The sequence below is a fragment of the Streptomyces sp. NPDC055239 genome, assembly GCF_053606205.1.
The window spans coordinates 346,995-372,521 of the sequence record NZ_JBSGRD010000007.1 but is presented as its reverse complement, the minus strand read 5'-3'; the positions used below and the strand labels follow the sequence as shown (position 1 = coordinate 372,521).

General features: G+C 68.7%; 20 protein-coding genes and 2 pseudogenes. 7 read left to right on the top strand and 15 right to left on the bottom strand.

From position 1 onward, the window contains the following. Positions 1 to 53 precede the first annotated feature (53 nt). Complete coding sequence (locus ACWFRJ_RS24205) at positions 54 to 665, bottom strand: helix-turn-helix domain-containing protein (protein ID WP_453534492.1); 612 nt, start codon at positions 663 to 665, stop codon at positions 54 to 56. A gap of 388 nt (positions 666 to 1,053) precedes the next feature. Here ACWFRJ_RS24205 and ACWFRJ_RS24200 point away from each other — a divergent pair, with 388 nt between their 5' ends. Beyond that, on the top strand, positions 1,054 to 1,332 hold the full coding sequence (locus ACWFRJ_RS24200) for a hypothetical protein (protein WP_453534489.1): 279 nt from the start codon (positions 1,054 to 1,056) through the stop codon (positions 1,330 to 1,332). A gap of 81 nt (positions 1,333 to 1,413) precedes the next feature. Here ACWFRJ_RS24200 and ACWFRJ_RS24195 read toward each other — a convergent pair whose 3' ends face one another. Further along, on the bottom strand, positions 1,414 to 2,682 hold the full coding sequence (locus ACWFRJ_RS24195) for an aminotransferase class I/II-fold pyridoxal phosphate-dependent enzyme (RefSeq protein WP_453534486.1): 1,269 nt from the start codon (positions 2,680 to 2,682) through the stop codon (positions 1,414 to 1,416). Between the two features lie 394 nt (positions 2,683 to 3,076). Between ACWFRJ_RS24195 and ACWFRJ_RS24190 the strand changes: the two genes are divergently transcribed. The 3 genes from ACWFRJ_RS24190 to ACWFRJ_RS24180 all read left to right on the top strand — a co-directional run bounded on the left by ACWFRJ_RS24190 (position 3,077) and on the right by ACWFRJ_RS24180 (position 4,623). Continuing rightward, complete coding sequence (locus ACWFRJ_RS24190; protein WP_453534483.1) at positions 3,077 to 3,466, top strand: hypothetical protein; 390 nt, start codon at positions 3,077 to 3,079, stop codon at positions 3,464 to 3,466. An 83-nt stretch (positions 3,467 to 3,549) separates the two neighbouring features. Continuing rightward, positions 3,550 to 4,110: a DoxX family protein gene (locus tag ACWFRJ_RS24185; protein WP_453534480.1), complete on the top strand. Its 561-nt coding sequence runs from the start codon at positions 3,550 to 3,552 to the stop codon at positions 4,108 to 4,110. Between the two features lie 42 nt (positions 4,111 to 4,152). After that, on the top strand, positions 4,153 to 4,623 hold the full coding sequence (locus ACWFRJ_RS24180; RefSeq protein ID WP_453534477.1) for an RDD family protein: 471 nt from the start codon (positions 4,153 to 4,155) through the stop codon (positions 4,621 to 4,623). On the opposite strand, the gene ACWFRJ_RS24175 is transcribed toward ACWFRJ_RS24180, so the two are convergent. The 3 genes from ACWFRJ_RS24175 to ACWFRJ_RS24165 form a co-directional block, all read right to left on the bottom strand. Next, positions 4,624 to 6,285, bottom strand: a complete 1,662-nt coding sequence (locus ACWFRJ_RS24175; RefSeq protein WP_453534474.1) for an ABC-F family ATP-binding cassette domain-containing protein — start codon at positions 6,283 to 6,285, stop codon at positions 4,624 to 4,626. Positions 6,286 to 6,595: 310 nt separating this feature from the next. Beyond that, entirely contained in the window at positions 6,596 to 7,765 is a 1,170-nt protein-coding gene (locus ACWFRJ_RS24170; RefSeq protein WP_453534471.1) for a damage-control phosphatase ARMT1 family protein, read from the bottom strand. 60 nt (positions 7,766 to 7,825) lie between these two features. Continuing rightward, complete coding sequence (locus ACWFRJ_RS24165) at positions 7,826 to 8,446, bottom strand: helix-turn-helix domain-containing protein (protein ID WP_453534467.1); 621 nt, start codon at positions 8,444 to 8,446, stop codon at positions 7,826 to 7,828. An 83-nt stretch (positions 8,447 to 8,529) separates the two neighbouring features. Between ACWFRJ_RS24165 and ACWFRJ_RS24160 the strand changes: the two genes are divergently transcribed. Beyond that, a complete protein-coding gene (locus ACWFRJ_RS24160) occupies positions 8,530 to 9,240 on the top strand; it encodes a class I SAM-dependent methyltransferase (protein ID WP_453534464.1) in 711 nt (236 codons plus the stop codon). Positions 9,241 to 9,267: 27 nt separating this feature from the next. On the opposite strand, the gene ACWFRJ_RS24155 is transcribed toward ACWFRJ_RS24160, so the two are convergent. Both ACWFRJ_RS24155 and ACWFRJ_RS24150 read right to left on the bottom strand, forming a co-directional pair. Next, a complete protein-coding gene (locus ACWFRJ_RS24155) occupies positions 9,268 to 9,690 on the bottom strand; it encodes an ATP-binding protein (RefSeq protein ID WP_453534461.1) in 423 nt (140 codons plus the stop codon). Further along, positions 9,690 to 10,568, bottom strand: a complete 879-nt coding sequence (locus ACWFRJ_RS24150; protein ID WP_453534458.1) for an MEDS domain-containing protein — start codon at positions 10,566 to 10,568, stop codon at positions 9,690 to 9,692. Before ACWFRJ_RS24150 ends, ACWFRJ_RS24155 begins: the two co-directional genes overlap by 1 nt. A gap of 253 nt (positions 10,569 to 10,821) precedes the next feature. Here ACWFRJ_RS24150 and ACWFRJ_RS24145 point away from each other — a divergent pair, with 253 nt between their 5' ends. Next, positions 10,822 to 11,256 (top strand): GNAT family N-acetyltransferase, encoded by a 435-nt coding sequence (locus ACWFRJ_RS24145; RefSeq protein WP_453534455.1) that lies wholly within the window; start codon positions 10,822 to 10,824, stop codon positions 11,254 to 11,256. On the opposite strand, the pseudogene ACWFRJ_RS24140 reads toward ACWFRJ_RS24145, so the two are convergent. The 8 genes and pseudogenes from ACWFRJ_RS24140 to ACWFRJ_RS24105 all read right to left on the bottom strand — a co-directional run. After that, positions 11,249 to 13,231, bottom strand: a pseudogene (locus tag ACWFRJ_RS24140) (alpha-amylase family glycosyl hydrolase); the annotation flags it as partial. The gene ACWFRJ_RS24145 and the pseudogene ACWFRJ_RS24140 sit on opposite strands and share 8 nt — an antisense overlap. A 184-nt stretch (positions 13,232 to 13,415) precedes the next feature. Beyond that, entirely contained in the window at positions 13,416 to 16,121 is a 2,706-nt protein-coding gene (gene pulA, locus ACWFRJ_RS24135; RefSeq protein WP_453534453.1) for a pullulanase-type alpha-1,6-glucosidase, read from the bottom strand. A 153-nt stretch (positions 16,122 to 16,274) separates the two neighbouring features. Beyond that, positions 16,275 to 17,672, bottom strand: a pseudogene (locus ACWFRJ_RS24130) (alpha-amylase); the annotation flags it as partial. A 405-nt stretch (positions 17,673 to 18,077) separates the two neighbouring features. Beyond that, on the bottom strand, positions 18,078 to 19,166 hold the full coding sequence (locus ACWFRJ_RS24125) for a LacI family DNA-binding transcriptional regulator (RefSeq protein ID WP_453534658.1): 1,089 nt from the start codon (positions 19,164 to 19,166) through the stop codon (positions 18,078 to 18,080). Further along, positions 19,151 to 20,800 carry a glycoside hydrolase family 13 protein gene (locus tag ACWFRJ_RS24120; RefSeq protein ID WP_453534450.1) on the bottom strand — a complete coding sequence of 550 codons (1,650 nt, stop codon included), beginning with the start codon at positions 20,798 to 20,800 and terminating at the stop codon, positions 19,151 to 19,153. The genes ACWFRJ_RS24125 and ACWFRJ_RS24120 overlap by 16 nt, the downstream gene beginning before the upstream one ends. 98 nt (positions 20,801 to 20,898) lie before the next feature. Beyond that, entirely contained in the window at positions 20,899 to 21,795 is an 897-nt protein-coding gene (locus ACWFRJ_RS24115) for a sugar ABC transporter permease (protein WP_453534655.1), read from the bottom strand. Between the two features lie 5 nt (positions 21,796 to 21,800). After that, on the bottom strand, positions 21,801 to 22,811 hold the full coding sequence (locus ACWFRJ_RS24110; protein WP_453534447.1) for a carbohydrate ABC transporter permease: 1,011 nt from the start codon (positions 22,809 to 22,811) through the stop codon (positions 21,801 to 21,803). Further along, a complete protein-coding gene (locus ACWFRJ_RS24105) occupies positions 22,812 to 24,083 on the bottom strand; it encodes an extracellular solute-binding protein (RefSeq protein WP_453534445.1) in 1,272 nt (423 codons plus the stop codon). Between the two features lie 337 nt (positions 24,084 to 24,420). Here ACWFRJ_RS24105 and ACWFRJ_RS24100 point away from each other — a divergent pair, with 337 nt between their 5' ends. Next, complete coding sequence (locus ACWFRJ_RS24100) at positions 24,421 to 25,455, top strand: LacI family DNA-binding transcriptional regulator (RefSeq protein WP_453534442.1); 1,035 nt, start codon at positions 24,421 to 24,423, stop codon at positions 25,453 to 25,455. Positions 25,456 to 25,527: the final 72 nt, after the last annotated feature.

Sequence of the window (25,527 nt, the reverse complement as noted above, 5' to 3'; positions counted from 1 at the left end):
GCGTCACCGACCTGGGCTGATTCGATGTCAGGACTCTGCCGTCCGGTGCGGCACTAATCGTTGTCCGGCCCAGTCGGCAGGGTGGGCCGTGGGCCGTCGTCGGGCACAGCTACCAGGCGTACGGCCATGCGCCGCGAGCCGGGTGGGTGGTCACCGGGTTCCCTCAGGTACTTGCGCAGAAGAGCCTGGTACTCCTCGACGAACGAGGCGACCTCCTCCTTCGTCATCCGCGATCCGGCGCGGTGGATCTGGTTCCAGCCCTCGGAGGAGTCGTACCCGCCGTACGCGCTCACGACCAGGTTCAGGTCTTGGGTCATCTTGAGGGCGCCGGCCTTGACCGCGGCCTCGCGTTCGTCGGCCTTCATCTCCAGGCCCGGCGGCGTGAAGATGTCCGTCATGAGCGACTTCCACCAGCGCTCCCGGCCGGTGGACCGCTCCTCGATCTCGGCGATCAGCTTGAGGTCGGCGAGTTTGCGCAGGTGGTAGCTGGTGGTGCCGGTGCTTTCGCCGAGGGACTTGGCAACGCTGGTGGAGTTCGCTTCGCCATGTTCTCCGAGGTAGCTCAGGATGTCGCGGCGCACCGGGTTGGACAGCGCCTTGTAGAAGGCTTTGAGATCCGGGCCGGTGAGCACTCTCTTCTCGGGCTTCTCGGGGCGCTCGACCATGGCGACCAGCCTACTGCAGAGACCCTCTGCAGTATTCGCAGAGATTGTTTGCAGAATATCTCTGCGATGGCTACGTTGGTGCGGGAGGCGCCATCGGGCGCCGAGTGCACGGGGGTCGAGAAGATGCGAAAGAACCTGGCCGGGAAGCTGTTACCGATATCGGGGCTTGCGCTGGCGCCATGGCTTGCGGTGCTGCGAACGACGCTGCCCACCCTCTGTCCAGCTCGGCACCGGCGGGTCGCTCGGACCGGCTTCGATGCGTCGGAAATCGCCCGCCCGCAGGCATCGGCGCTCCTGCTGCCCCTGGCGGCCTTGTGCGCCGCCATCGCGCCACGGCCGCCAGAGGCGACTTCACTTCCGGCAACTGTGACGCAGCGGGGCAGCGCCCATGCCTGAATCGCTGGACGCCCAGATGCGGGACGAGATCGACGATCAGGTCGCGGAGGCGTTCGACGCCTACCTGGCCGACAGGCTGGCCGAACCAGGGCCGCTGCGCGCATCCCTGACACTGACACTGAGGCGCAGTGTCACGGTGGTGCTGGGCACGGTCGGATTGGGCGCCCTCGCCACGGCACTGACGCCGGGCGAAGGCTCCGTCGTCTACTGGATCTGGGGGGCGATCACGCTGATCGATCTCACCTGGCTGCTGACCGCACGCCGCCGTTGACGGCCCGTGGGCGCATTGTCTCTCCCCCGTCGCCCCTCCCCACGACATCGGCCCTGGCGGCCGTAGTGGGCCTAATGGGCCCTAGCGAACCCGCTGCTCGTACCCCACGAGCCGTACGCACACCGCGAGGCCCTCGATGGCCTGCTCGAGTTCGGTGAGGCTCGGGTAGCTGGGTGCGATGCGGATGGTGGCGTCGCGCGGGTCGTCGCCGTGCGGGTGGGTGGCGCCGGCGGGGGTCAGTACGATGCCCGCTTCGGCGGCACGGCGTACGACCTCCTTGGCGCAGCCGTCGGTCACTTCGAGAGTGACGAAGTAGCCGCCCTTGGGGTCGGTCCACCGGGCGAGGCCGGTGCCGCCGAGCTCCGCCTCAAGGATGCGGGCCACCGCCTCGAACTTCGGCTGGAGCAGGGCGCGCTGGCGCTCCATGTGGGCCCGCACCCCGTCGGCGTCCCGCAGGAACATCACGTGCCGCAGCTGGTTGATCTTGTCCGGGCCGATCGACCGCTTGGCGTTGTTGGCGAGCAGCCACTTCAGGTTCGCGGGCGATGAGCCGAAGAAGGCTACGCCCGCACCCGCCGCGGTGATCTTCGAGGTGGAGCCGAAGACGAAGACACGGTCCTCGTGCCCCGCGTCCGCGCAGGCGGTGAGCAGGTCGGCTATCTCGGTGGGCTCGTCGGTGAGGTGGTGGGCGGCGTACGCGTTGTCCCAGAAGATCCGGAAGTCGGGCGCGGCGGCCTGCATCGAGGCGAGGCGGGCGACGGTCTCGTCGCTGTAGGAGACACCGTCGGGGTTGCTGTACTTCGGGACGCACCAGATGCCCTTGATCTTCGGGTTCTCGGCGACGAGCCGCTCCACGGCGTCCATGTCCGGGCCCTCGGCGGTCATCGGAACCGGGATCATGTCGATCCCGAACCGCTCACAGAGCCCGAAATGCCGGTCGTATCCCGGAACCGGGCACAGGAAAGCGATCCGCTCCTGGTCCACCCAGCGCGACTCGCCACCCGGCACCACACTCAGCAGCGCGTGCACCAGGCAGTCGTGCATCAGCTCGAGGCTGGAGTTGCCGAGCGCGAGGAGCTGCCCGGCCGGCACCTGGAGCACGTCCGCGAAGATCTCCCGGAGCTCCGCCAGACCCTGCAGACCCCCGTAATTGCGTACGTCCGTGCCATCGGCGGAGGTGTGCCGCCCGCCCGGCAGACTCAGCAGCTCCGCGGAGAGGTCGAGCTGCTCCGGCGCCGGCTTGCCACGCGTGAGGTCGAGCGAGAGCCCGCGCCCTGCGAGGTCCTGGTAGTCCTGGCGGGCCCGCTCAACGAGCCCGGTCAGGGAGTCGGGGCTCAGCTCGGTGGTCATGATGTGTCCTTACGTTGTCGGCGCTGCCGGGGCCTGTCAGCTGCCTCGGCCGGCGACGGGGGCATCGGCACTGCCCGCCGAGGATACAAAGCGATGACCTGCCCATTGCCGGGCAGGTGGCACTCGTCACTTTTCGAGGAGCGACTTCCGAGCAGCGGCGCCGCCCACGAGGTCCCGTGCCCGGACGCCTCCGCCGGACCGGCACCGGGCCGCCCTCCCGGGTCGCTGGGAGACGAGCTCGTCCGCCACCGGGCAGTGTTCGACACCACGGGGAACCACGAACAACTCGCCGGGGCCAGAGACACATCACCGTCCCGCCGCCGCACTGCACGCGCACCCCACTCACCTGATCCGCTACTTCAAAAGCGCACCACTGCCCTACCATCAGTCGGACATGGCCACACGGGAGACACGACCCCAGGGCGGTACGGTGCGTACCGCCCTGCTCGCCATGGCCTTTCTCTTCCTCATCCCCCTGCTCGGCCTCGACGGTCTTGCGGACACCGCCGTCGCTTCGGACACCGCCGTCGCGTCACTCGCCCCGCACGCCGACAGCCGTGACAGCGGCCGTGACCGGGCCCGCGACGGCGGCCGTGGCTGCCACGAGGGCGAGAACACGACCCCGCGCGGGGCGTTGCCCGCTCCCGAGCGGACCGGCTCGCCCGCCTTCGACACCGCACCCACGTCGTACGGGCCGCGGGACGAGTCACCCGCACCGCCGGCAGCCTCTCCCCCGGACGCGACGTCCGTCGACCTCTACAGAACCCAGGTCATCAGAACGTAGACGGGATCTCTCCACCCGCACCCCGCCGACAGGACCGGTCGGCATCACCGCATCACCCTCATCGACCAACAGGAGAGATCCGCATGTCCCTTTTCACCTCCACCGGCATGTCCACCACAACTCGGGGCGGCCCCGGCTCCCCGCTCGCCTCATCGCACTCCGGCACTGACATCGGGCTCCTGCTGCTGCGCTGCGCGGTCGGCCTGACCATGGCCGTCCACGGCAGCCAGAAGCTCTTCGGCTGGTTCAACGGCGGCGGTCTCGACGGCACCGCCGGGTTCTTCGCGAGCGACGGCTACTCCGCCCCCAAGGTCATGGCCACGATCGCCGGTCTGACCGAGACGTTCTGCGGCCTGGGCCTCGCCATCGGCCTGCTCACCCCGCTCGCCGGGGCGGGCGTCCTCGGGATCATGCTCAACGCCATCGCCATGAAGTGGGGCAACGGCTTCTTCAACCCCTCCGGCATCGAGTACGACCTGGTACTGCTCGTCGCCGCCGTGAGCCTGGCGCTGGCGGGCCCCGGCAAGTTCGCCGTCGACCACTTCCTGCCCGTCCCGCGCGCACACCGGCTCTCCCACGGCGTCGCCGCCCTGGCACTCGGCGCCGTCTCGGCCGCCATCGTCCTGGTGGCCCTGCACAACTGACCCCCTGGGCGGTCGTCCGGGCCGGGACAGTAGCGTGCAGCCATGCAGCAGTACAGCCCGGCCCGTGATGTGGCCCCCGCCCCGGCACGCAAGGCCACCTCTGCGGTCATCGACGCGCTCACCGCCCTGGTGTGCGGCCTCGCGGCCGGCGTCGCGGCCGGTGTGCGGGTGAGCGACGGAGTGGTCGAACTCCGAGTGCAGTCCCCCACCGTGTGGGGGACTGCACTCGGCGTGGCCGTCGGAGTCTCCTTCGTCAACCACGTCCTGCTCACCCTCGCGGCCAGGGCCGGTCTCGGGAAACTGATCACGGGTCTGCGCGTGGTCCGGGCCACCGACGGCCGACGCCCCGGTCTCCTCCAACTCGTCGGCCGCTGGCTGTTCGGCTTCTACTGGATGGTCCTCTTCGTTCCTCTCCATCTGGCGACGGACAGCGACGTGGAGCAACAGGACGCGGTGGGGCTGCGCCTGGTGCGCCGGACAGCCCGTTCCTCATCAGGATCAGGCCGTTCCTGATCAGTCCGTCTGCGGCGCCCCCAGGAGGTCACGTACCTCCTCCGCGGTGGTCTCCTGGAGTTCGTCCGCGACGAGCACCCAGCGGGTGATGCCGACCGACTCCAGGAAGGTCAGGTCGTGGCTGGCGATCAGGAGTGCGCCCTCGTACGACTCGAGTGCGCCGGTCAGTTGGCGCACGCTCGCCAGGTCGAGGTTGTTGGTCGGCTCGTCCAGCATCAAGAGCTGAGGGGCCGGGGCGGCGAGCATCATCGCGGCGAGCGCGGCGCGGAAGCGCTCGCCTCCCGAGAGGGTGCCCGCCGGTTGTTCGGCGCGTGCCCCCTTGAACAGGAAGCGCGCGAGCTGGGAGCGGATGTGGTTGTCGGTGAGCCCGGGAGCCAGGCGGGAGACGTTCGCCGCGACGCTGAGCCCGTCGTCGAGCACATCTAGACGCTGCGGCAGGAACCGCAGCGGCACGAACGTCCTGACCTCCCCGGACAGCGGGGCCAACTCCCCGGTGAGGGTGCGCAGCAGCGTTGTCTTGCCGGCGCCGTTGCGTCCGACGAGGGCGATCCGCTCGGGTCCTTGTACGTGCAGGCTCCCTTGCTTCAACTTGCCGTACTGGGGGCGTAGTTCGCTCAGCGTCAGCACCGTGCGGCCCGCGGGCACAGCGGTGTGCGGGAGGCTGACGCGGATCTCGGCGTCGTTGCGGATCGCGTCCGCGGCTTCCTCGCGCCGCTCGCGCGCATCGCTGAGCCGCTCCTCGTGCAGGCCGCGGAGCTTGTCCCCCGACTCCTGCGCGGATCGCTTCTTCTCGCCCGCGACGATGCGCGGTGCGCGCCGCTGGGCGTCCATCTTCTTGCTGTGTCGCTGGCGGCGGGCCACCTTGACCTGGGTCTCCTCCAGTTCGCGCTTCTGGCGGCGTACGTCGGCCTCTGCGGCACGCAGCATCCGCCCTGCCGCTTCCTGCTCGGTGGCAAGGGCTTCCTCGTAGGCGGACCAGCCGCCGCCGTACCAACTCACCGACCCGGCGCGCAGTTCGGCGATACGGTCGACGCGCTCGAGCAGTTCGAGGTCGTGGCTGACCACGACAAGAACACCGGAGCGCCAGGAGTCGACGGCCTCGTAGAGCCTGCGCCGCGCGAACAGGTCGAGGTTGTTGGTCGGCTCGTCGAGCAGGAGGACGTCCGGGCGCTCGAGGAGCAGCGCGGCCAGGCGCAGCAGAACGGTCTCCCCGCCGGACATCTGGCCCACCGTGCGGTCGAGTTCGACGCCGCCGAGTCCGAGCGACCCCAGCACGGCAAGGGCCCTCTCCTCGACGTCCCAGTCGTCGCCGATCGTCTCGAAGTGCTGTTCGCGTACGTCGCCGGACTCGATGGCGCGCAACGCGTCACGCCGCTCGGCGACACCGAGGGCCGCCTCGACGCGCAGGGTCGTGTCGAGGGTGATGTTCTGCGGCAGGTAGGCGAGGCTGCCGCCGACGGTCACCGAGCCCTGGGACGGGCGCAGTTGCCCGGCGAGCAGGCGCAGCAGCGTGGACTTGCCCGTGCCGTTGGCCCCGACGAGGCCGGTGCGGCCCCGGCCGATGCTGACGGAGAGGCCGTCGAAGACGCTCGTGCCGTCCGGCCACTGGAACGACAGGGCGGAGCAGGTCAGGGAGGCGCTGGGCGTGGTGGGTACAGACATGAGGAAATCTCGCAGTCGCAGGCGCGGCGGGGGCAGGGGGCGTCGTATGCGAGCACCACGCGGCGACCGGCCGAGAAAGAGAGAGGTGCGGCGGTCCTGGAGATCGAGGGACGGCTCATGCACCGAGGTCGCATCCACGCGGGGTCACGGGCGGCACGGCAAGGCCGGCTGCGGCGTGACGGGCGTACGGCGAAGGGCCGTACGGCGCGATGATCGCGAACCTCAGATGCGCAACGTCCACCTCTATCGGAGACAACAGGACAGTTCGAAACGATAACGACCGCTGACCTGAAAGGCAAAGCCTTTCGGGTCACGGGCGCGCCTGGATCAGGGCGTGGGTGCCGCTGGTGCGCCACCCCTGGCCGTGCTCGGCGACGAGTGTCGCTTCGGTCCGCGCGTCGAGTCCGACGATCACGTCGGACTTCAGTGTCCGCAGTGCGGCCACCGGGCCGGGGAAGTACGCGGTGCGCTCCTCGAACGGTGTGGTGGCGGGCCACAGCTGGTCGCCGACCAGGCGCCGGTAGTTCAGGTCGCCCTTCATGACGGTCACGTCGGCCTCCGCGAACTCCTGGCGCAGGTCGTCGGGCATCCGCGCGTACGGCAGCGGGGCGCAGGAGAAGGCGTGGCTGCGGACGGCGAGAGCGCCGGTGCCCATGGCGGACCACAGGCGCTCCCCCACCTCCGCAGCGGCGCCCCGCGCGCCGGTCAGGTGGCGCAGGCAGTCGATCACGTCTGCGGTCATGGCGTCCGAGACGTAGTACGGGTACGGCTTGACGTGCAGCAGGACCTGCTCGGCGCGCTGATGCCGCAGGAGGTGGTCGATGAGGATGAGGTCGGGCAGGAGCTCTCGCCCGGCGTTGTCCGCGACCAGGCACAGCGTGGCGGCGCCGCCCTCGGGCAGCAGGGACCACAGCAGCGCGGAGTCGTCCGCGACGAGGCGCGAGTCGGCGACCCCGGCCGAGCCGCCGCCCACGGCGAATCCCAGGTCCGCGCGGTTGCCCCACAGCGAGCCGAGCAGCAGCGCCTGACGCTGCTCGTCGACGGGCCGCGCAGCAAGGCCATCGAGCGCGGCCAACTCCTCGTCGGCCTCCCCTGTGTGGAGCTCCGCCTGCTTGAACGGGCGGAACGGATCGATCCCTTGCCAGGGACCGGCATCGAAGTACCCGATAGCCGAGAGGAGTTGGCGGTAGAAGTAGCTCTCGGCCCAGAGGAACGGCGCGTCGAACCACGTCAGGCCGACGTACTCGCGCCCCCAGGCCTCCCACAGGTGGCGGTCGTGCGCTTCGGGGCCCAGTGGTTCGATCACCCCCTCCGTGGCCTGCGTCAGCAGGGCGTCGAGGGCACGATGCTGGCGCGGCCCGTAGGGGAAGGCGTCCCGCACCTTTTTGATCAGCGCCGGATGCCGCTCGGCGAGCACGCTCCGGGGGAAGGAACCGGGTGCGTTGCTCAGGATGACGGGGGCGTCGACTGCTTCTGGCATGTCCAAAGGGTCTCACCGACCGACCGGCGAGGGTTGGCCGGACACGTGGAGAAGGGCGGGCTACTCCCCACCGGCTTCGTCTCCGTTGCCCGGCCTGACACGTACGTGCATGCGCTCGCCCTGAGCCCCGTACAGGGCGAGGAATTCGACGGGGATGTCACCGGCGTTGGCGAAGCCGTGCGGGGTGCGTGTGTCGAACTCGGCGGCTTCGCCCGCGGTGAGGACGAGGTCGTGGTCGCCCAGGGCAAGGAGCAGGCGCCCGGAGAGGACGTAGAGCCACTCGTAGCCCTCGTGCATGCCCTGCTCGGGGCGTGTGGTCTGCCGGGTGCCGTGTTTGGCGACCGGCATGACTTGCTTGTAGGCGTGCATTCCGCCGAGGTACCGGGTCAGGGGGACCCAGGTGTTGCCGTGGCGCATGAAGGGCCGCGGGTGGATGCGCGGGTCGCCCGTCTGGGGAGCGCCGACCAGTTCGTCGAGCGGTACGCCGTACGCCCTGGCCAGTGGAAGCAGGAGCTTCAGGGTCGGCTCGCGCTGTCCGGCCTCAAGGCGCGAGAGCGTGCTCAGGGAGATCCCCGTCTCCTCGCTCAGCCGGGCCAGGGTAGCTCCCCGCGCCTTCCGCAGTGCCCGCAGCCGCGGACCGACGGAGGTCAGCACATCAGTGAGATCGGCTTCGTCGCTCATCCCTCTATTTGCCGTCGCGGCAAATATCTTTGTCAAGCTGACGTGGCCGGGCGCAGGGTTGTCTCAGAGCAGAAGGAGCCCACATGAGCGACCAGAACACCAGCACCGGTGCAAGCACCGGCACCGGCAACACCCACACCGCCTCCGCCCCCACCACAGCGCCCGCCACCGCCACCGAATCGGCCGAAGCGTTCTGGGACGAGCGCTACACCCAGAGCGGCCGCCTGTGGAGCGGGGAGCCCAATGCCGCACTCGTCCGCGAGACCGAAGGGCTGACGCCGGGCAGCGCCCTGGACCTGGGCTGCGGGGAGGGGGGCGACGCGATCTGGCTCGCGCGGCAGGGCTGGCGCGTCACCGCCACCGACATCTCCCGCGTCGCCCTCGGCCGTGCGGCCGAGCACGCGGATCAGGCGCAGGTCGCCGACCGTGTCGAATGGCAGCACCACGATCTCGGTACGTCCTCCCCGACCGGCAGCTACGACCTGGTCTCCGCCCAGTTCCTGCACTCCCTCCACGAGATGCCGCGCGAGGAGATCCTGCGGAACGCCGCAGCGGCCGTCGCGCGGGGCGGCACCCTCCTGATCGTGGGCCACATGGGCTTCCCCGCCTGGGAGACCGAACCGCACCCCGGGGTGGACTTCCCGACCCCTCAGAAGGTCCTGGCCTCTCTCGACCTGCCGGCCGGGCAGTGGGACGTACTCGTCTGCGACACGCACGAACACTCCCTGACGGCCCCCGACGGAGGACCCTCCACCCGGACCAACTACACCGTCAAACTGCGGCGCCGCAGCTGAAAGGACTGGGGCATGGCGTGACCCCCGCTATTGGGGCAGTCGCACGGCCAGGGTCACCATGGCCCCGCTCGGGCCCGCCTCGATGGTGAGCTCGTCGGTGAGCAGACCTGCGAGCCACAGTCCTCGCCCGACCGTGTCGCAGTCGAGGCCGGGCGCCAGTTCAGGGACAACGTCGGCGCTGAAGCCGGGTCCCACGTCGTGGATGTGGCAGGCCAGATGGCCGTTGCTGCGCTGCAGGACCAGCGTGCCGCCACCTCCCGCGTGCTCGACCGCGTTGACCGCGACGGCGTCCAGGGCCGCGATGAATTCGCTGCGCCGCGGTTCGGGAAGCCCTTGGTGGCCCGCGAACTGTTCGACGAGCATACGGAGCCGGGGCAGGTCGTTCTGGTTGAAGGATGATTCCAACAAGGTGACGGGAGCGGCTTCGGGGGCCCCGGGCTCTGTCGACATCAGCGGCCCACCTCGTTGATCACCAGCTGGGGCACCTGGTTCGCACCTGCTCGGCGCAGTATGCGGGCCGGTGTCGGTGGACAGTCGACTCTGACCGGGCCCTGCCCATGCTCCAGAACCAGCCGCAGCAGGTCCACCGCACAGGCGACACCGAGGAAGATCAGGCCGGACAGGTCCACTGTCAGCGGCCGGTCGTACCCGCCGCGCCGGAACCCGTCGCGCACGGCGCCGATGAATTGCTCCCTGGTGGCGATGTCCGCCTCACCGGCCAACTGCACCATGCCGTACGAATGTTCCACGTGCAGGGCGCCCAGATGAGGCAGCAGTCGGCAGGGGTGAGCCGTGTGCATGGCGGTGAGGACATCGGGGTCGAACCAGCGGCTGTCGTAGGCGCAGATCTCGGTGTAGGGGCGGTCGGTGAAGAGATGCTGGGCGTGGGATTCGCGGTCCATCATCACGTTGACATCGGCGCCCAAGTCCCCCACCCAGTGCATGTCGATATACGTGCGCAGCCCGCTGTAGCCCTCGGCCAGGGCTCTGTCGGTCTCCTCTGTGATGCGCTCCCACTGGCGGCGAGAAGTGAACGCGTCCTGGGGCCGGATGAGGGCACGCATACTGCTGAGCACCAGCTGCCCGTGTTGGCGTGCGGCACCCAGCAGGGCTCCCGGCGCGTCAAGGCGGTTCCACACCTCCTCCGTTTCCATGTGCGGAGCGGCGAAGACCATCACCTTCTCGCGCTTCACGAGCCCCGCCCACGCGAACGCGGACACTACGTCGCGGCCCGCATCGTCGTCGGCGTAACTGACGAAAGCGTGGTCGCCCGCCCGGAGGTGCTGGACCGGGATCGTACCGACCGACGCCGAGCCGGTATCCGCCATCTCTCACCTCCGAGGCCGAAATGGCCTGACGGGAACAAGTGTCAAGTGCGGGGCACACGCTAGCGGTCCGTACCCACGGCGGCGCGGCCCCGCAGATAGTGACAGTTAGCTGATAGCGCGGCGCCTTTGGGCGATCGAGAGTGCGTGAGGATGGTCTGTTCCGTACTGAGTCTGTACGCAGACCCAGACGGGCTTGGGCTACCCGCTCGTTAATGTGTTGTCCCGCCAGGAACCGGTCGGCGACGCTGGCAGCATGAGCGGAGCGATCTCCTACGTATGGCGCGACCCCATCAGTGACGAGGAGTTGGCCGACCTCGTCCGGTCGCACGGCGGCGATGCTGTCGCCGGTTGGTGGAACAAGGTCAAGGAGCACAGCCTGGGCTGGGTGGGTGCCCGTGACGGCGAGGGCTTCCTTGTCGGATTCGTGAACGTGGCGTGGGACGGCGGAGACCACGCCTTCCTGATCGACACGAAGACCCGGGGTTCGCACCAGCATCGCGGTATCGCGACGTCGGTCGTCCGTCTGGCGGCGGAACACGCGCGCGTGGCGGGCTGCGAGTGGCTGCACGTCGACTTCGAACCCGGGCTGCGAGGGTTCTATTTCGACGCCTGTGGCTTCCGGCCGACGGAAGCCGGACTGATCCACCTGCCTCTTGAGGGACAGGTGGATGCGTGGAGAACTACTTGAGGTACGGGCCGTCCGAGCCGACCTTGCCCGGTGCCGGGTTGCCCGGCAGGTCGAGGACGTAGGCGCGCAGGTTGCCCTTGCCAGGAGCGGCGACGGAGAGCTTGCCGTCGGTCACGGTCTTCTTGTCGCCGGTGACGGCGTCGGTGTACGTGCCGTTGGGGATGCCGCTGTAGCTCGCCTCACCGGAGACGGTGACGAGGGCGAAGCTGTCGACGGAGCCCGATGTGTAGCGGCGCTTGTAGGCCATCTGTCCGTTGATGCCCTCGGTCGAGTACTGGCCCGACTGGAGCGCGGGCACGGCCCTGCGGATCTGGTTGAGCCGCTGCACGTGCTTGACCAGGGGCTGATCCAGAGTCCTGGCGACTTCTCCGCTCGCGCTGTCGACCGTGCCGAACTCCAATGCGGTGACGCTGCCTTCGAGGTGGTCGCCGTAGTAGGCGCGGCCCGTGGTGGCCAGCGGGCACTTGGGGCCGCAGTCGATCTGCTTGCCCTTCTGGAACTCGATCTCCGAGCCGTAGTAGAGGGTCGGGATGCCGCGGAAGGTCCACATCAGGGCCATGTTCTCGGCCCAGGCTTCGGTGCCGCCCGCGTAACGGGTGGAGGACTTGTTCGGGCCGTAGTCATGACTGTCGACGTACACGGCGTTGTACGTCGCGTCGTTGACGGAGTCGTCGGAGTCCTTGCCGTTGTTGTACGCGTTCGGGGCGTCGCCGAAGTTCATGTGCATGCGCATGTCGATGACATTCATCCCGGAGAACTTCGTGCGGTCGGGGGCGTGGTAGGAATTCCCGTCCAGGAAGGCGTTGTTACTGGTGGGCTGGTTGCCGGTGCCCTGCGCCTGTTCGTACGCGTACATCTCCAGGGCGGCCGCGGCGTCGTCGGCGCTGTACTCCTTGCGCTCCTTCCACGTGTAGAACTGCCCGGAGTGGTTGACCGAGCCACGGTTCCACTTGTCGTTGACGAAGGCCGCGACCTCGCCGAACACATAGAAGTCGTCGGCCTTGTCCGCGCCGTACTTCGCCACCAGCTTGTCGTGCAGCGCGGGCAGGAAGCGCCGGTTCCAGGTGGTGCGCGGGATGTGCACGGCGGTGTCGATGCGGAAGCCGTCCACGCCCATGTCGATGTACTTGTTGTAGGCGTCGATCAGGTACTGCTGCACATCGGTGTTCTCGGTGTTGAAGTCCGCCAGGTCGTCGTGGAGCCAGCAGCTGCGCGAGTCCTCGCCCTCCCAGTTGCCGATCCAGCACTGGTGGTACTTGTCCTTGGGGAACATGCCCGACGTGGGGCTCGGCCACTGGCAGTTGTAGATCTTGCGGCCGTCCGACCCTGTGCCTGACTGCTTGCCCCAGTCCTTGCAGGTGTTGCCCGCCGGTTCCGCGGTGGACCAGCGGTCGCCGTTGTAGGGGTTGCCCTGCGCGTCCTCGTCGAGCGGGTCGTACTGCTTCCCCTCGACCTTGTCGTCGTAGTAGTCACCCCAGTCCTCGTCCTGGACGCCGAACGCGGTCGGGGTGAAGAGGCCCTTGGCGCCCCAGCGCGAGCTGTGGTTGTAGACGACGTCCTGGTAGATCTTCATGCCCTTGGCGTGCGCCCGGTCGATCAGCCGCTGATAGGAGACGCCGTCCGACTCCAGGCGCGGGTCGATCTTGTAGAAGTCGTATCCGTGGTAGCCGTGGTAGTCGTAGTCCGACCGGTTCATGACCACCGGGGTGATCCAGATCGCCGAGAAGCCGAGGCCCTTGATGTAGTCCAGCTTCTCGGCGAGGCCTTTGAAGTCCCCGCGGAACATGGGGTCGTCGTTGGCCGCGTTCCCGGACGACGTGTGCTGGTTGCCTCCGCGGTTGTTCGATGTGTCGCCGTCGCTGAAGCGCGCGGTCATGGCGAAGTAGATGGAGTCCTTGCGCGGGTCGCCGCCCAGCATGCTTGCGGATTCCGCCTCGGCAGCCACGTTCCGGGTGTCCCCCGCCGCCCTGTCCGCGCCGCCGACACTGGGGAGCATTGTCAGGAACAGCGCGGCCAGGACGGCGGCCAGAAGCGCTCTGGACTTTCCGATGGCTCTGGGGTGCGTCATGGATCCTCCTGTACGTAGTGGGGTACGCGGGAGGGCCGACGCGCCATCAGCCCGGATCGAATCAGTAGCGGGGCCGGGTCGGGCCCCTTGTTCAGCCCCGCTCGAAGACGGCTACCGTGCGGGCGGGGACACTGAAGGTGCCTGAACTCCTTTCGTACGAGGATGACTTGACCACCGGGTCGGCGCCGTTCGCCTGGACGGGGTGGAGCTTGTACGCGGTGTTCTTCACGGCCGTCACGCGCTGCTTCTGCGCGTCCGGGGTCGCGTTGAAGACGACCACGAGGTTCCCGACCTCCATGGTGATCACGCCGGGGGTCTCGGCGGATGTCCCGGAGAGCGGGTAGGAGAGCCGGGACTGCACCCGTCCCGCCGTGGCAAGGGAGAACGCGGGCTCGGTCGCGCGCAGCGTGACCAGGTCCTGGTAGGCGGCCGATGTGCCGTTGATCTCCGCGCAGCCCGGAGTCAGGGACGCGGACGTCAGCAGGGGCATTCCGTAGATCCACTTGTCCTTGTTGTCGGCGGCCGGGGGCAGACCGCGGCCGAAGCCGTTGCCGTCCTGGCAGTTCCAGTGCAGGGCGTTGAACCAGTCGCCGCTGTCGTAGGAGTTGCGGTCGAGGGACTTGGAGCGCAGCAGGTCGCTGCCGGCCTGGGAGAGGGACGGGCCCTGGGCCAGGGTCGAGGTCGCCATCGCGAGCACCTGCATGCGGGAGCGCTCGGCGGCCGTGGTGTCCGCGGGGAGCTTGAAGGCGAGCGCGTCGTACAGCGATTCGTTGTCGTGGGCGTCGGCGTAGGAGAGGGCGTCACCGGGGGCCGCCGCGTATCCGGCCGGGGCGCCGTTGTAGTCGACCTCGGAGCCCTTGACCCGCTTTCCGGCGGAGTCGGTGAACGTGTACCCGGCGAGATTGCCGGTCAGGGCCACCTTGAGCAGGTCCTGGTAGTGCAGGAGCCGTGCCTTCTGCTCGGCCGGGGTGCCATTCGCCTCGGACGCGTTGGGGTCGGTGAACAGGCCGCTGGCGAAGCCCTGGACGCCGGGGTCCTCGTCGAAGGGGCCGCCGCCGCGCACCGCGTCGCGGCCACGGTCGGAGAAGGTGGCGATGCCCGTGCCCGCCATGTTCTTCTGGGTGGCCTGGACGAAGCGGGCGTCATCCGCGATCTCGCCGAAGTTCCAGCCCTCTCCGTAGAGGACGATCTTCTTCCCGTCGACGCCGTCCTTCTTGAGGGTCAGCGCGTCCAGGGCCTTGCGGACGGCCAGGATGTTGGCTTTGGGGTGGTGTCCCATCAGGTCGAAGCGGAAGCCGTCGACCTTGTACTCCCTGGCCCAGGTGACAAGCGAGTCGACCACGAGCTTGCCCATCATGGCGTTCTCGGGGGCGGTGTTGGCGCAGCAGGTGGAGGTGGCAACCGTGCCGTCGTCCATCAGCCGCTGGTAGTAGCCGGGCACGATCTTGTCGAGGACGGACTTGTCGGCCTGGCCGCTGGCGACGGTGTGGTTGTAGACGACGTCCATCACGGTGCGCAGGCCTGAGCCGTTGAGGCCCTGGACCATCTCACGGAACTCGACCGTACGGCGGGTCCCTGCGGGGTCGCTCGCGTAGCTGCCCTCGGGCACGGTGTAGTGCAGCGGGTCGTAGCCCCAGTTGTAGGCGTCCTTGGCGGCTGTCTTGGTGACGCAGGCCTGCTGCTCGTCGGATTCCGGGGCGGGTGCCGTCAGGTCGCAGTCGGGTTCGGCCTGGTCGGCGGCGCGCTCGGGGATGGTGCCGATGTCGAACGCGGGCAGCAGATGCACGTAGGACGTACCCGCCTTGGCCAGCTTCCGCAGGTGCTTCATGCCGTCGGACGCCGTGTCGGTGAAGGCCTGGTACTTGCCGGGGTGCTTCGCCGTGCGGTCCTCGACGGAGAAGTCGCGGATGTGCAGTTCCTGGATCTGCGCGTCGCGCAAGGGCGTCGCCTTCGGCTTCTTCAGCCGATCCCAGCCCTCGGGCGCGAGCTTCGGGTCGTCGAGGTCGACGGCGATGCTGCGCTCCGAGTCGGCGGTGAGCGCGGTGGAGTAGGGGTCGGTGACCTTGTTGGTGACGACCTTCTGGACGCTGGGCGCCCATACCTTCACGACGTACCGGTACTGCTTGCCCGACCAGCTCCTGTCGCCGGTGACGGACCACACGCCGCTGGCGTCGTCGCGCCGCATGGCCACGTGCTTGCCGTCGAGTTCGAGACTGACGGACTGGGCGGTGGGTGCCCACAGGGCGAGGGTGGGGCGGCCGTGGCGGAACTGCGGGCCGAGGGCGGCCTTGGTGGCGGTGGCGCTGTAGAGGTCGTCGAGGACGCCCTGGGTCTGGACGCCGGTGGCACTGAGCAGGGTGCCGTCGGCGTCCTTTCGGACCGCGACGATCTGGCCGGTGAGGGCACGGCGGACCTGGTCGCGGTCGCGCGGGTCGACGGTGAAGGCCGCGTACTTCTTCAGGTGCGGATACTTCTTCCGCTGGCCCTCGGTGAGGCCGCCCGCAACCGGGTCCAGGCGTATCCGCCGCCCCTCACCCGCGAGTTCGCCGTCCTTGACGGTCAGCCCCCCGTCACGTGCGTACACCAACTCCTGGGACTTGGCAGCGCCTTGGACATCCCAGGCGACGGTGTTCTTGTCCACCCACTGCGCCTTGGACATGGACAGATCGAGCTCGGCGGGCGCGTCGGCGGCGGCCGGTGCTCGGGGCGCGGCGGTGGCCGAGGACGTCAGGGGTGCGACCGCGGCGAGCAGGGCGAGGGCCGTGATCGCAGCGGTGCGACGCGGGGAGCCGGTCAAGGGTGGTTCTCCTTGCGGATGACTTGCGGATGCATGACGGGAAATACGGGGGTGGAAGCGTGCGGGGTACGGGAGCAGGACCGCCCGGCGGCGGGGAAGCGGAGGCCGGGCGGCCGGTCATACAGGGCGGTCATGCAGGGCGATCAGCCCTCAGCAGCTCCTGGCCCCGGTGTGCAGGGCAAGGGCGGTGTTCGGCGCCACGGTCGCCGTGAACTGGCCCGAGCCGTTGACGGTGACGCTCCTGCCGCTCTGCACGTCGCAGTAGCTGCCCGCGGCGAGGGACGTCTGGAAGGTCCGGTTGACCGCTGAGCCCTCGTGGTTGATGGCCACGTACGCCTTGTCGCCGCGGCCGAACGCGATGGCGTTGTTGCCGTTGTCCCACCAGTTGGTCATGCCGGTACCGCGTGCGGTGTTGCGGAACTTGACCATGCTCTTGATCTCGGGCCAGGCGTGCTGGCACTTCCAGCCGTCGCTGTAGCAGGCGTTCATCTGCCCGCCGTTGGGCGGTCCCGCGTCGATGCTGCTGAACTCGTAGCCGGAGTGCACGTCCGGTGCGCCGTAGGGCAGGGCCAGCATGAAGACGTGGGCGAGGGTGTAGTTCGCGCCGTCCTTGTAGTTGAGGGTCTGTCCGTGCCGCTCGGTGTCGTGGTTGGCGACGAAGACGGCGGCCGAACCGCTGGGCAGGTAGCCCCAGCCCTCACCGAAGTTCTTCAGGTAGGCGAGCTTCTCGTTGTTGAAGACGCGCTTCAGGTCCCAGCCGTAGCGGAACTCCTGGGGGTCTCCGGTGGCCGTGTACTCGCTCGGGGAGACCGCCTCGCCCGAGCCGTAGATCGTCTCCTGCTTGAAGTAGGCGCCGGGGTTGGTCAGGCGCGACTTGATGTTCTTCAGGTCGTCCACGGCGATGTGCTTGGCCGCGTCGACACGGAAGCCGTCGACGCCGAGTGAGAGCAGGTCGTTCAGGTAGCCGGCGATCCTCCCCCGGACGTATTCCTCACCCGTGTCGAGGTCGGCGAGGCCGCCCAGTTCGCAGTTCTGGACGTTCCAGCGGTCCTGGTAGTTGCTGATGTCCGAGCGGCAGTTGTCCATGTCGGCGCCCGAGTACGTGCCCGGGTAGTCGTACTTGGTGAAGGAGGATCCCGCCGAGCCGGTGCCGGAGGCGTTCGTCATGTGGTTGATCACCGCGTCGGCGACGACCTTCACCCCGGCCGCGTGGCAGGTGTCGACCATGTTCTTGAACGCGGTCCGGTCGCCGAGCCGGGTGCCGATCTTGTAGCTCACGGGCTGGTAGGCGGTCCACCATGCCTCGCCCTGGATACGTTCCTGGGGCGGGGAGACCTGTACGTAGCCGTAGCCGTCGGGGCCGAGCTGCTGCGTGCACGCCTTGGCCACCGAGTCGAACTTCCACTCGAAGAGCACGGCGGTGACGTCCTTGGCGCCGGGCGGGGCGGCCTGCGCCTGCGGGGCTCCGGCGACGATGCTGCCCGCGGCGCCCGCCACCAGGGCGAGCGCGGCGGCGACGGGTCTGCGGACTCTGGTCTTTCGGCCAGCCATGAGGGCCTCCTGCATGAGTGAGGTGTGACCTTTGCATGAGTCAGGTGTGACCTTGTCCGGCAACGCGCCGTGCCCGTAAGGCCGTTGAAGGATGTTGCAGAAACATTTCAACGCCGATTTCGGTCGTGACCGTACGACCCCCGGGAACCCCGGTCAACCCTCCGCGCACACTCTCGCGTCAGACTCGTGTCAGATGCGGAATCCCGGGAGTTCATGCACCGCAAAACCTTTCGCAAGACATTGCGACGGTGTTACGTTCAACCACAACTCCGGTCCGGGCGGCCGGGGGACCCGGCAAAGGGCCCCACGCGCCCGGCCGTTCGGACCGGAGTCATGAGACGGGGAGGCCCCGGAGCCACACCATGACCCCGCTGCCCGAACAGGGCGGCTCCGGGGGACTCCCTCTCAGCGCCGCGGCTGCGCCGTGGAGCCGCGCACCACCAGCTCGGGCTGGAACACGAACTCCGTGTGCTGTACGGGATTTCCGTGCAGCTCCTCGACGAGCGCGCCCACGGCGGCGCTCGCCATCGCCTGCACCGGCTGGCGCACCGTGGTGAGCGGCGGGTCCGTGAACGCGATCAGGGGCGAGTCGTCGAAACCGACCACGGAGACGTCGCCGGGCACCGAAAGGCCGCGTTCGCGCGCCGCACGGACGGCGCCGAGGGCCATCATGTCGCTGCCGCAGACCATCGCCGTGCACCCCTGGTCGAGCAGGGCGCTCGCCGCCGCGTGCCCGCCCTCGACCGTGAACAGCGTGCGCTGCACGAGCTGTTCGGCCTCCCCCTGTTCCAGGCCGAGCAGCGCGTGCAGCGCCGCCGTGAACCCCTCCGCCTTGCGCAGCGAGGGGACGTAGCGGGTGGGGCCGATGGCGAGCCCGATCCGCCGGTGACCCAGGTCGACGAGGTGACGTACCGCCATCCGCGCGGCCGCGCGGTCGTCGGGCGAGACGAAGGACACCGGGATGTGCTCGTTGTAGCCGTTGATCAGGACGAACGGCACACCGCGCGCGTGCAGTTCGAGATACCGGGCGGGATCGGCCGAGGTGTCGGCGTGCAGTCCGGAGAGGAAGACGATTCCGCTGACCCGGCGCTCCTCCAACTGCTCCACCAGCTCGTCCTCGCTGGCCCCGTCCGGCATCTGGGTGCACAGCATCGGCGTGTAGCCGTGCCCGGACAGGACCTGCTCGACGACCTGCGCGAAGGCCGGGAAGATCGGGTTGCTGAGCTCGGGGATGACCAGGCCGACCAGACCGGCGCTGCGCGGCTTGAGCCGTACGGGCCGCTCGTAGCCAAGGACGTCGAGGGCGGCGAGCACTCGACGCCGGGTGCCCGCGGCCACCCCCGGCTTGCCGTTGAGCACCCGGCTCGCGGTGGCTTCGCTGACGCCGGACTGGGCCGCGATGTCCGCGAGCCGCGGGGCGCCCCGGTCCGACCGGCCTCCCCCCTCTCCCCGGTCGGCGGACCGCGGCGGGGAAAGGGTCACACCGCCCACCAGACGGTGGTGTCGGCGGGCAGCTCGACCTTGCCGTCCACCGTCTCCACCTCGGCGTTGGCAAGGAGGATCCGGCCTGGGGCCGGGATCCGTACCGCCGCGCCGGTGGTGTTGGCCGTGCACACGAAGGCCTCGCGGCGGAAGGCGAGTACGCCCTCGGGGGCTTCGAGCCACTCCAGCGAGTCGCCCGCGCCGAGCCCTGGCTGCGTGCGGCGCAGGGAGAGCGCGCTGCGGTACAGCTCAAGGGTCGACGCCGGGTCTCCGGTCTGGGCCTCGACGCTGAGTTCGCCCCAGCCTTCGGGCTGCGGCAGCCAGCTGCCGCCAGAGCCGAATCCGTGACTGGATCCGTCGACGGTCCACGGGATCGGCACCCGGCAGCCGTCGCGGAACCCGTCCTGACCGCTCGCCCTGACGAACGAAGGATCCTGGCGCACCTCGTCGGGCAGCTCGGTGACGTCCGGCAGACCGAGCTCCTCGCCCTGGTAGACGTACGCGGATCCGGGCAGCGCCAGCATGAGGAGCGAGGCGGCGCGGGCGCGCCGCAGGCCCAGCTCGCGGTCACCTGCGGTGCGCAGCTGGGTGCCGAGCCCGGGAGGGTTGGCGAACCGGGTGGCGTGGCGGGTGACGTCGTGGTTGGAGAGCACCCAGGTGGCGGGGGCGCCGACGGGACGCATCGCGGCGAGCGACACGTCGATGACCTCGCGCAGCTCCGCGGCGTCCCAGTGGGTGCCCAGGTACTGGAAGTTGAAGGCCTGGTGCATCTCGTCCGGGCGTACGTAGGCGGCTGCGCGCTCGACGGTGGGCGTCCACGCCTCGGCGACGAGAATGCGCTCGCCCGCGTACTCGGTGAGGACCTTGCGCCAGCTGCGGTAGATCTCGTGCACGCCGTCCTGGTCGAAGAACGGCATGACGTCGTTGCCGAGCAGCTTGAGCTGGTCGCTGCGGCCGATGTCGGGCAGGCCTTCGGCCTTGACCAGGCCGTGGGCGACGTCCACGCGGAAGCCGTCGACGCCCATGTCCAGCCAGAAGCGCAGGATGGAGCGGAACTCGTCGTGGACGGCGGGGTGTTCCCAGTTGAAGTCGGGCTGCTCGGGGGCGAAGAGGTGCAGGTACCACTCGCCGTCCGGCGTACGCGTCCAGGCCGGGCCGCCGAAGACGGACTCCCAGTCGTTGGGCGGCAGTTCGCCGTTCTCGCCCTTGCCGGGGCGGAAGTGGTAGCGCTCGCGCAGGGGCGAACCGGGGCCCTCTCGCAGGGCGCGCTGGAACCAGTCGTGCCGGTCGGACGAGTGGTTGGGCACCAGGTCGACGATGATGCGCAGGCCCAGCTCACGGGCGTCCCGCAGCAGGGCGTCGGCGTCGAGAAGGCTGCCGAACATCGGGTCGATCGCTCGGTAGTCGGCCACGTCGTAGCCCGCGTCGGCCTGCGGCGACGAGTAGAAGGGGCTCAGCCATACGGCGTCGACGCCCAGGTCCCTGAGGTAAGGAAGGCGGGCGCGGATGCCGTCCAGGTCACCCATTCCGTCGCCGTTGCCGTCGGCGAAGCTGCGCGGATAGACCTGGTAGATCACCGCGCCGCGCCACCAGTCCGTGTGGCTGCCGGAGGCGGGGGCTGCAGGGGCAGCGAGATGCTGGGTCATGTCTTCCCTGAGATCGAATCGAGTGCGAGGGGGGTGCGTGCCGTTTCAGGACTTCGCGTTCAGGACTTCGTGCCAGGACTTCGTGCCAGGACTTCGTGTCAGGACTTCGTCGCGCCGGCCGTGAGTCCGGAGACGAGGTGGCGCTGGACGAAGCCGAAGATCACCGCGGCGGGCACCGCGACGATCACGGCCGATGCGGTGAGCGAGCCCCAGTCGCTGGTGTACTGATTGACGAAGGTCTGGAGGCCGCCCGCCAGGGTGAGGTTCTCCTCGCCGGTCATGAAGGCGGATGCGTAGGCGACTTCGGCCCAGCCGGTGATGAAGCTGTAGAAGCCGGTCACGGCGAGACCGGGCTTGGCCAGCGGCACGATGAGCCGCCAGAAGGTGCCGAACGGGTTGAGCCCGTCCACCCTGCCCGCCTCGTCGATCTCCACCGGGATGGTGTCGAAGTACCCCTTCATCATCCAGGCGCAGAACGGCACGGCGATCGTCAGATAGGTGACGACCAGGCCGACGGGCTGGTTGAGCAGGCCGAGGCTCGCCAGGAGGTTGTAGAGCGGCACGATGAGCACCGCGACGGGGAACATCTGGGTGATCAGGAGGAGCCACATCAGCGACCGCATGCCGGGGAACTTGAAGCGGCTGACGGCGTAGCCGGTGGTCGCGGAGATGAAGACGCCGATCACCGTGGTCAGTCCCACGACGAACAGGGAGTTTCCGAACCAGCTCAGGAACTCGGTGTCGTTGACGACGTGGTCGTAATTGCGGAACGTGAAGTCCTTGACCAGGTCGGTGGAGAACGCCTCGCTCGTCGGCTTGAACGAGGTGATGAGGAGCCACAGCGGCGGAAGCACCGCGGTGGCGGAGGCGAGCAGCAGGCCCACATGGAGCGCGACCGAGGCCAGTGGGCCGCGTTCGCCGCGCTCCCTGACCTTCGCCTTGGGCCGGTTCTGGGACTTCGGCCCGCTCTGGGACGGGGTCTTCCTGTCGGTCATCGTGGTCACCACACTTCTCCCTGCTTGCGGAGCGCGCGGCGGTAGACGACCGCGAAGAGCGAAAGGAGCAGCAGAATGACGACGCCCCAGGCGGCGGAGCTCGCGAAGTCGCGCGGGCTCACGACGAACGAGAGCCGGTAGGCGTACGTCACCAGGATCTCGGTGGAGTCTCCCGGACCGCCCCGGGTGAGCAGGAAGATCACCGGGAACATGTTGAAGGTCCAGATGCCGCTGATCAGGATGACGGTGCTGCTGACGGTCCGCAGGCCGGGCAGGGTGATGTTCCGGAAGCGCTGCCAGGCGTTCGCGCCGTCCATCTCGGCCGCTTCGTAGAGCTCGGCGGGGATGGACTGGAGTCCGCCGAGCATGGCGACCAGCATGAACGGGACGCCGAGCCAGACGTTGACCGTGATCACCGAGAGCTTGGCCCAGGTGGGATCGTTGAGCCACGGGATCGCGTCGATGCCGCCACCGGCGAGGATCTTGTTGAGGATGCCGTTCTTCTCGTTGAAGAGCAGGCGCCAGGTGAAGACGGAGACGAAGGCGGGCACCGCCCAGGGCAGGATCAGCGCCATCCGGTAGAGGGAGCGTCCCGCCAGCTTGCGGTTGAGCATGTTCGCCAGGGCGAGGCCGAGCGCGAAGGAGATCGCGACGCAGGAGACGGTCCAGACGATGGTCCAGGTCAGCCGGTCCCAGAAGACACTGTCGGAGAGGATCGCGGTGTAGTTGTCCAGACCGGCGGACTTGTAGGTCGCCGGGATGTGGTTCATACCGATGGTGCGCTCGACGTTCGCCTCGTTGGCGTCGGTCGTCGAGAGGTAGAGGCCCCGCACCAGCGGGTATCCGATGATCACGCCGATCACGGCCACCACGGGGGCGACCATGGCCCAGGCGTACCAGTGGGTGGACAGCGACCTGCGCAGCCGTCCGGGGGTCTTGCCGGTCCGCGGGCCGCGGCCGCGGACGCTGTGGGCGTCCGCGGCCTTGGCCAGCGACTGGCTGCTGTCAACAGCCATTTACTTGTAGTCCTTCAGGAGCTTGCGGTAGGCGTCGCCGACACCCTTCGCCCCACTGTCGGGCGAGGTCTTGCCGCTGAGCACCTTCTCCATCTGGAGCCTGATCGGCTCGAACAGGGCGTTGGCCTGCGGGATCCACGGACGCTCGACGGACTTGTCCACGGCCGGCTTGAAGAACTGCACCATCTGGTTGTCCTTGACGGACTTCACGTCGTACACCGAGGTACGGGTGGGCAGCAGGCTCAGCTTCTCGGTGGTCTGCTGCTGCACCTTGGCCGAGCTCATGTACTTGATGAACTCGTAGCTCGCGTCGAGGTTCTTGGACCCGGCGTAGGCGGCGAGGTTCCAGCCGCCCTGCGGGGAGGCCTGGCGGTCACTGCCGCCGGGGACAGGGGCGATGCCGAGGTTGGCCTTGTCGCCCTTGAACTCCTTGCCCTGGAGGGCGCCTTCGATGGACCAGGGGCCGTCGAGCGCCATCGCGACGTCGCCGTCCTTGAAGGCGTTCAGCTGGTTGTTGTAGCCGTCGCTCGCGTCGGTGGTGGCCGCCTTGGAGTCGACCAGGTCCTTCATCACCTTGAAGGCCGCGGCGCCCTGGGGGGCGTCGACGGTGACCTTCTTGTTCTTGGTGTCGAGGAGGTCGCCGCCCTCTCCATAGAGGTACGGGAGGTAGTAGTACGGGTCGTCGCCGCGCAGGTAGAGGCCTGTCTTGCCGGACTTCGACTTGATCTTCTTCGCGGCGGTCTTCACCTCGTCGAAGGTCTTGGGCGCCTCGACACCGGCTTCCTTGAGCATCTTCTTGTTGTAGAAGAGCGCCAGGGTGTCGATGGTCTGCGGGGCGGCGTAGGTCTTGCCCTTGAACTTGGTGCTCGCCGCGGCCTGCGGGAGGTAGTCGTCCGCCTTGTCGAGGGCGGGGGTGCCCTCCAGCGGGGCGAGGTAGCCCAGGTTGGCGAAGTCCGCGACCCAGGCGACCTCGGTGCGCATCACGTCCGGGGCGCCGGAGTTTCCTCCTGCGGCGTTCTTGAACTTGGCGTTGGCCTCGCCGAACGCGACGCTGACGTAGTTGACCTTGACGTCCGGGTGGAGCTTCTCGAAGCCCTTGGCCAGCTTCTCGTAGGTCCCCTTCTCCGCGTCGTTCGAGGTGTCCCAGAAAGTGACGGTCCCGGACAGCTTGCCCGAACCCTTGCTGCCGCTGTCACTGTCATCGCCACCGCACGCTGCCGCTGTCAAAGCCAGGGCCCCGACCAGTGCGGTGGCCGCTATGCCACGCCGCATGTGAACTCCTTCAACTGATCCCGGAACAAGGGGAGGCGACACCCCCAACTGAGCTGCCTCCAACGAAGCCGCACTCGACGCGGCGCCGGGTTGCCACGGAACGTAACAGGATTGAAAAGCGCCCGAAAGACCTTGCGAGAAATTTCTGCAAGCCCTGCTGATCGTTACCGCCGTGTGTCCTTACGGTTGCCTTTGCTGCGCTTGACAGGCCCCTGAAGTGGGAGTTGCCCTCCCCTGCTCCCGCCCGACGCCCCCGCAAGCTCCTTGCAGAACCGAAAGTTTCTGCAAGCTTTCACAGCCTGTGTGCAATCCAGCCATTCACCGGTACAGTCCCTGCATGACCGCACGGCTCGTCGACATCGCAGCGCAGGCGGGGGTGAGTGAAGCCACCGTCAGCCGCGTGCTCAACGGCAAGCCCGGTGTGGCGGCGACCACCCGCGAATCCGTCCTCGCCGCCCTGGACATGCTCGGATTCGAACGGCCCACGCGGCTGCGGCAGCGCAGCAGCGCCGGCCTGGTCGGCCTGATCACACCCGAGCTGGACAACCCGATCTTCCCCGCGCTCGCCCAGGTCATCGCCCAGGCCCTGACCCGCCAGGGCTACACGCCGGTTCTCGCCACCCAGACGCCCGGCGGTTCCACCGAGGACGAGCTCACCGAGATGCTGGTGGACCGCGGAGTCTCCGGGATCATCTTCGTCTCGGGACTGCACGCCGACACCACCGCCGACATGGAGCGGTACGAAGTGCTGCGCGGCAAGGGCGTTCCCTTCGTCCTCGTCAACGGCTTCTCGCCCAAGGTGCAGGCCCCCTTCGTCTCCACGGACGACCGGGCCGCGGCCCGCCTCGCCGTCACTCACCTGGCCTCCCTCGGCCACACCCGCATCGGACTCGCGGTGGGTCCCAAGCGCTTCGTGCCCGTGCTGCGCAAGATCGAGGGCTTCCAGATCGGCATGCGCGAACGCCTCGGGATGTCGTCCACGGACTCAGAGCAGCTCATCGAGCACTCCCTCTACACCCTGGAGGGCGGTCAGGCCGCGGCGGGCACGCTGATCGGCCGTGGCTGCACGGCGATCGTGTGCGCCAGCGACATGATGGCGCTCGGCGCCGTCCGGGCCGCCAGGGAACGGGGCTTGGAGGTGCCGCGCGACATCTCGGTGGTCGGCTACGACGACTCCCCGCTCATCGCGTTCACCGATCCCCCGCTGACCACCATCCGCCAGCCGGTCCAGGCGATGGGCCAGGCCTCGGTCCGCACCCTCCTGGAAGAGATCGGCAAGACCCCGGCCCCGCACAGCGAGTTCGTCTTCATGCCGGAACTGGTGGTCCGCGAATCGACCGCCTCCGGCAGGCCGGAACAGCACTCCGCATAGGCCGGAGCACGCCGGTGTGCGCTCAAGCGCGGTGGCCCCTCACCTTGGCAGCCGCGTCACATCCCTGAGGCA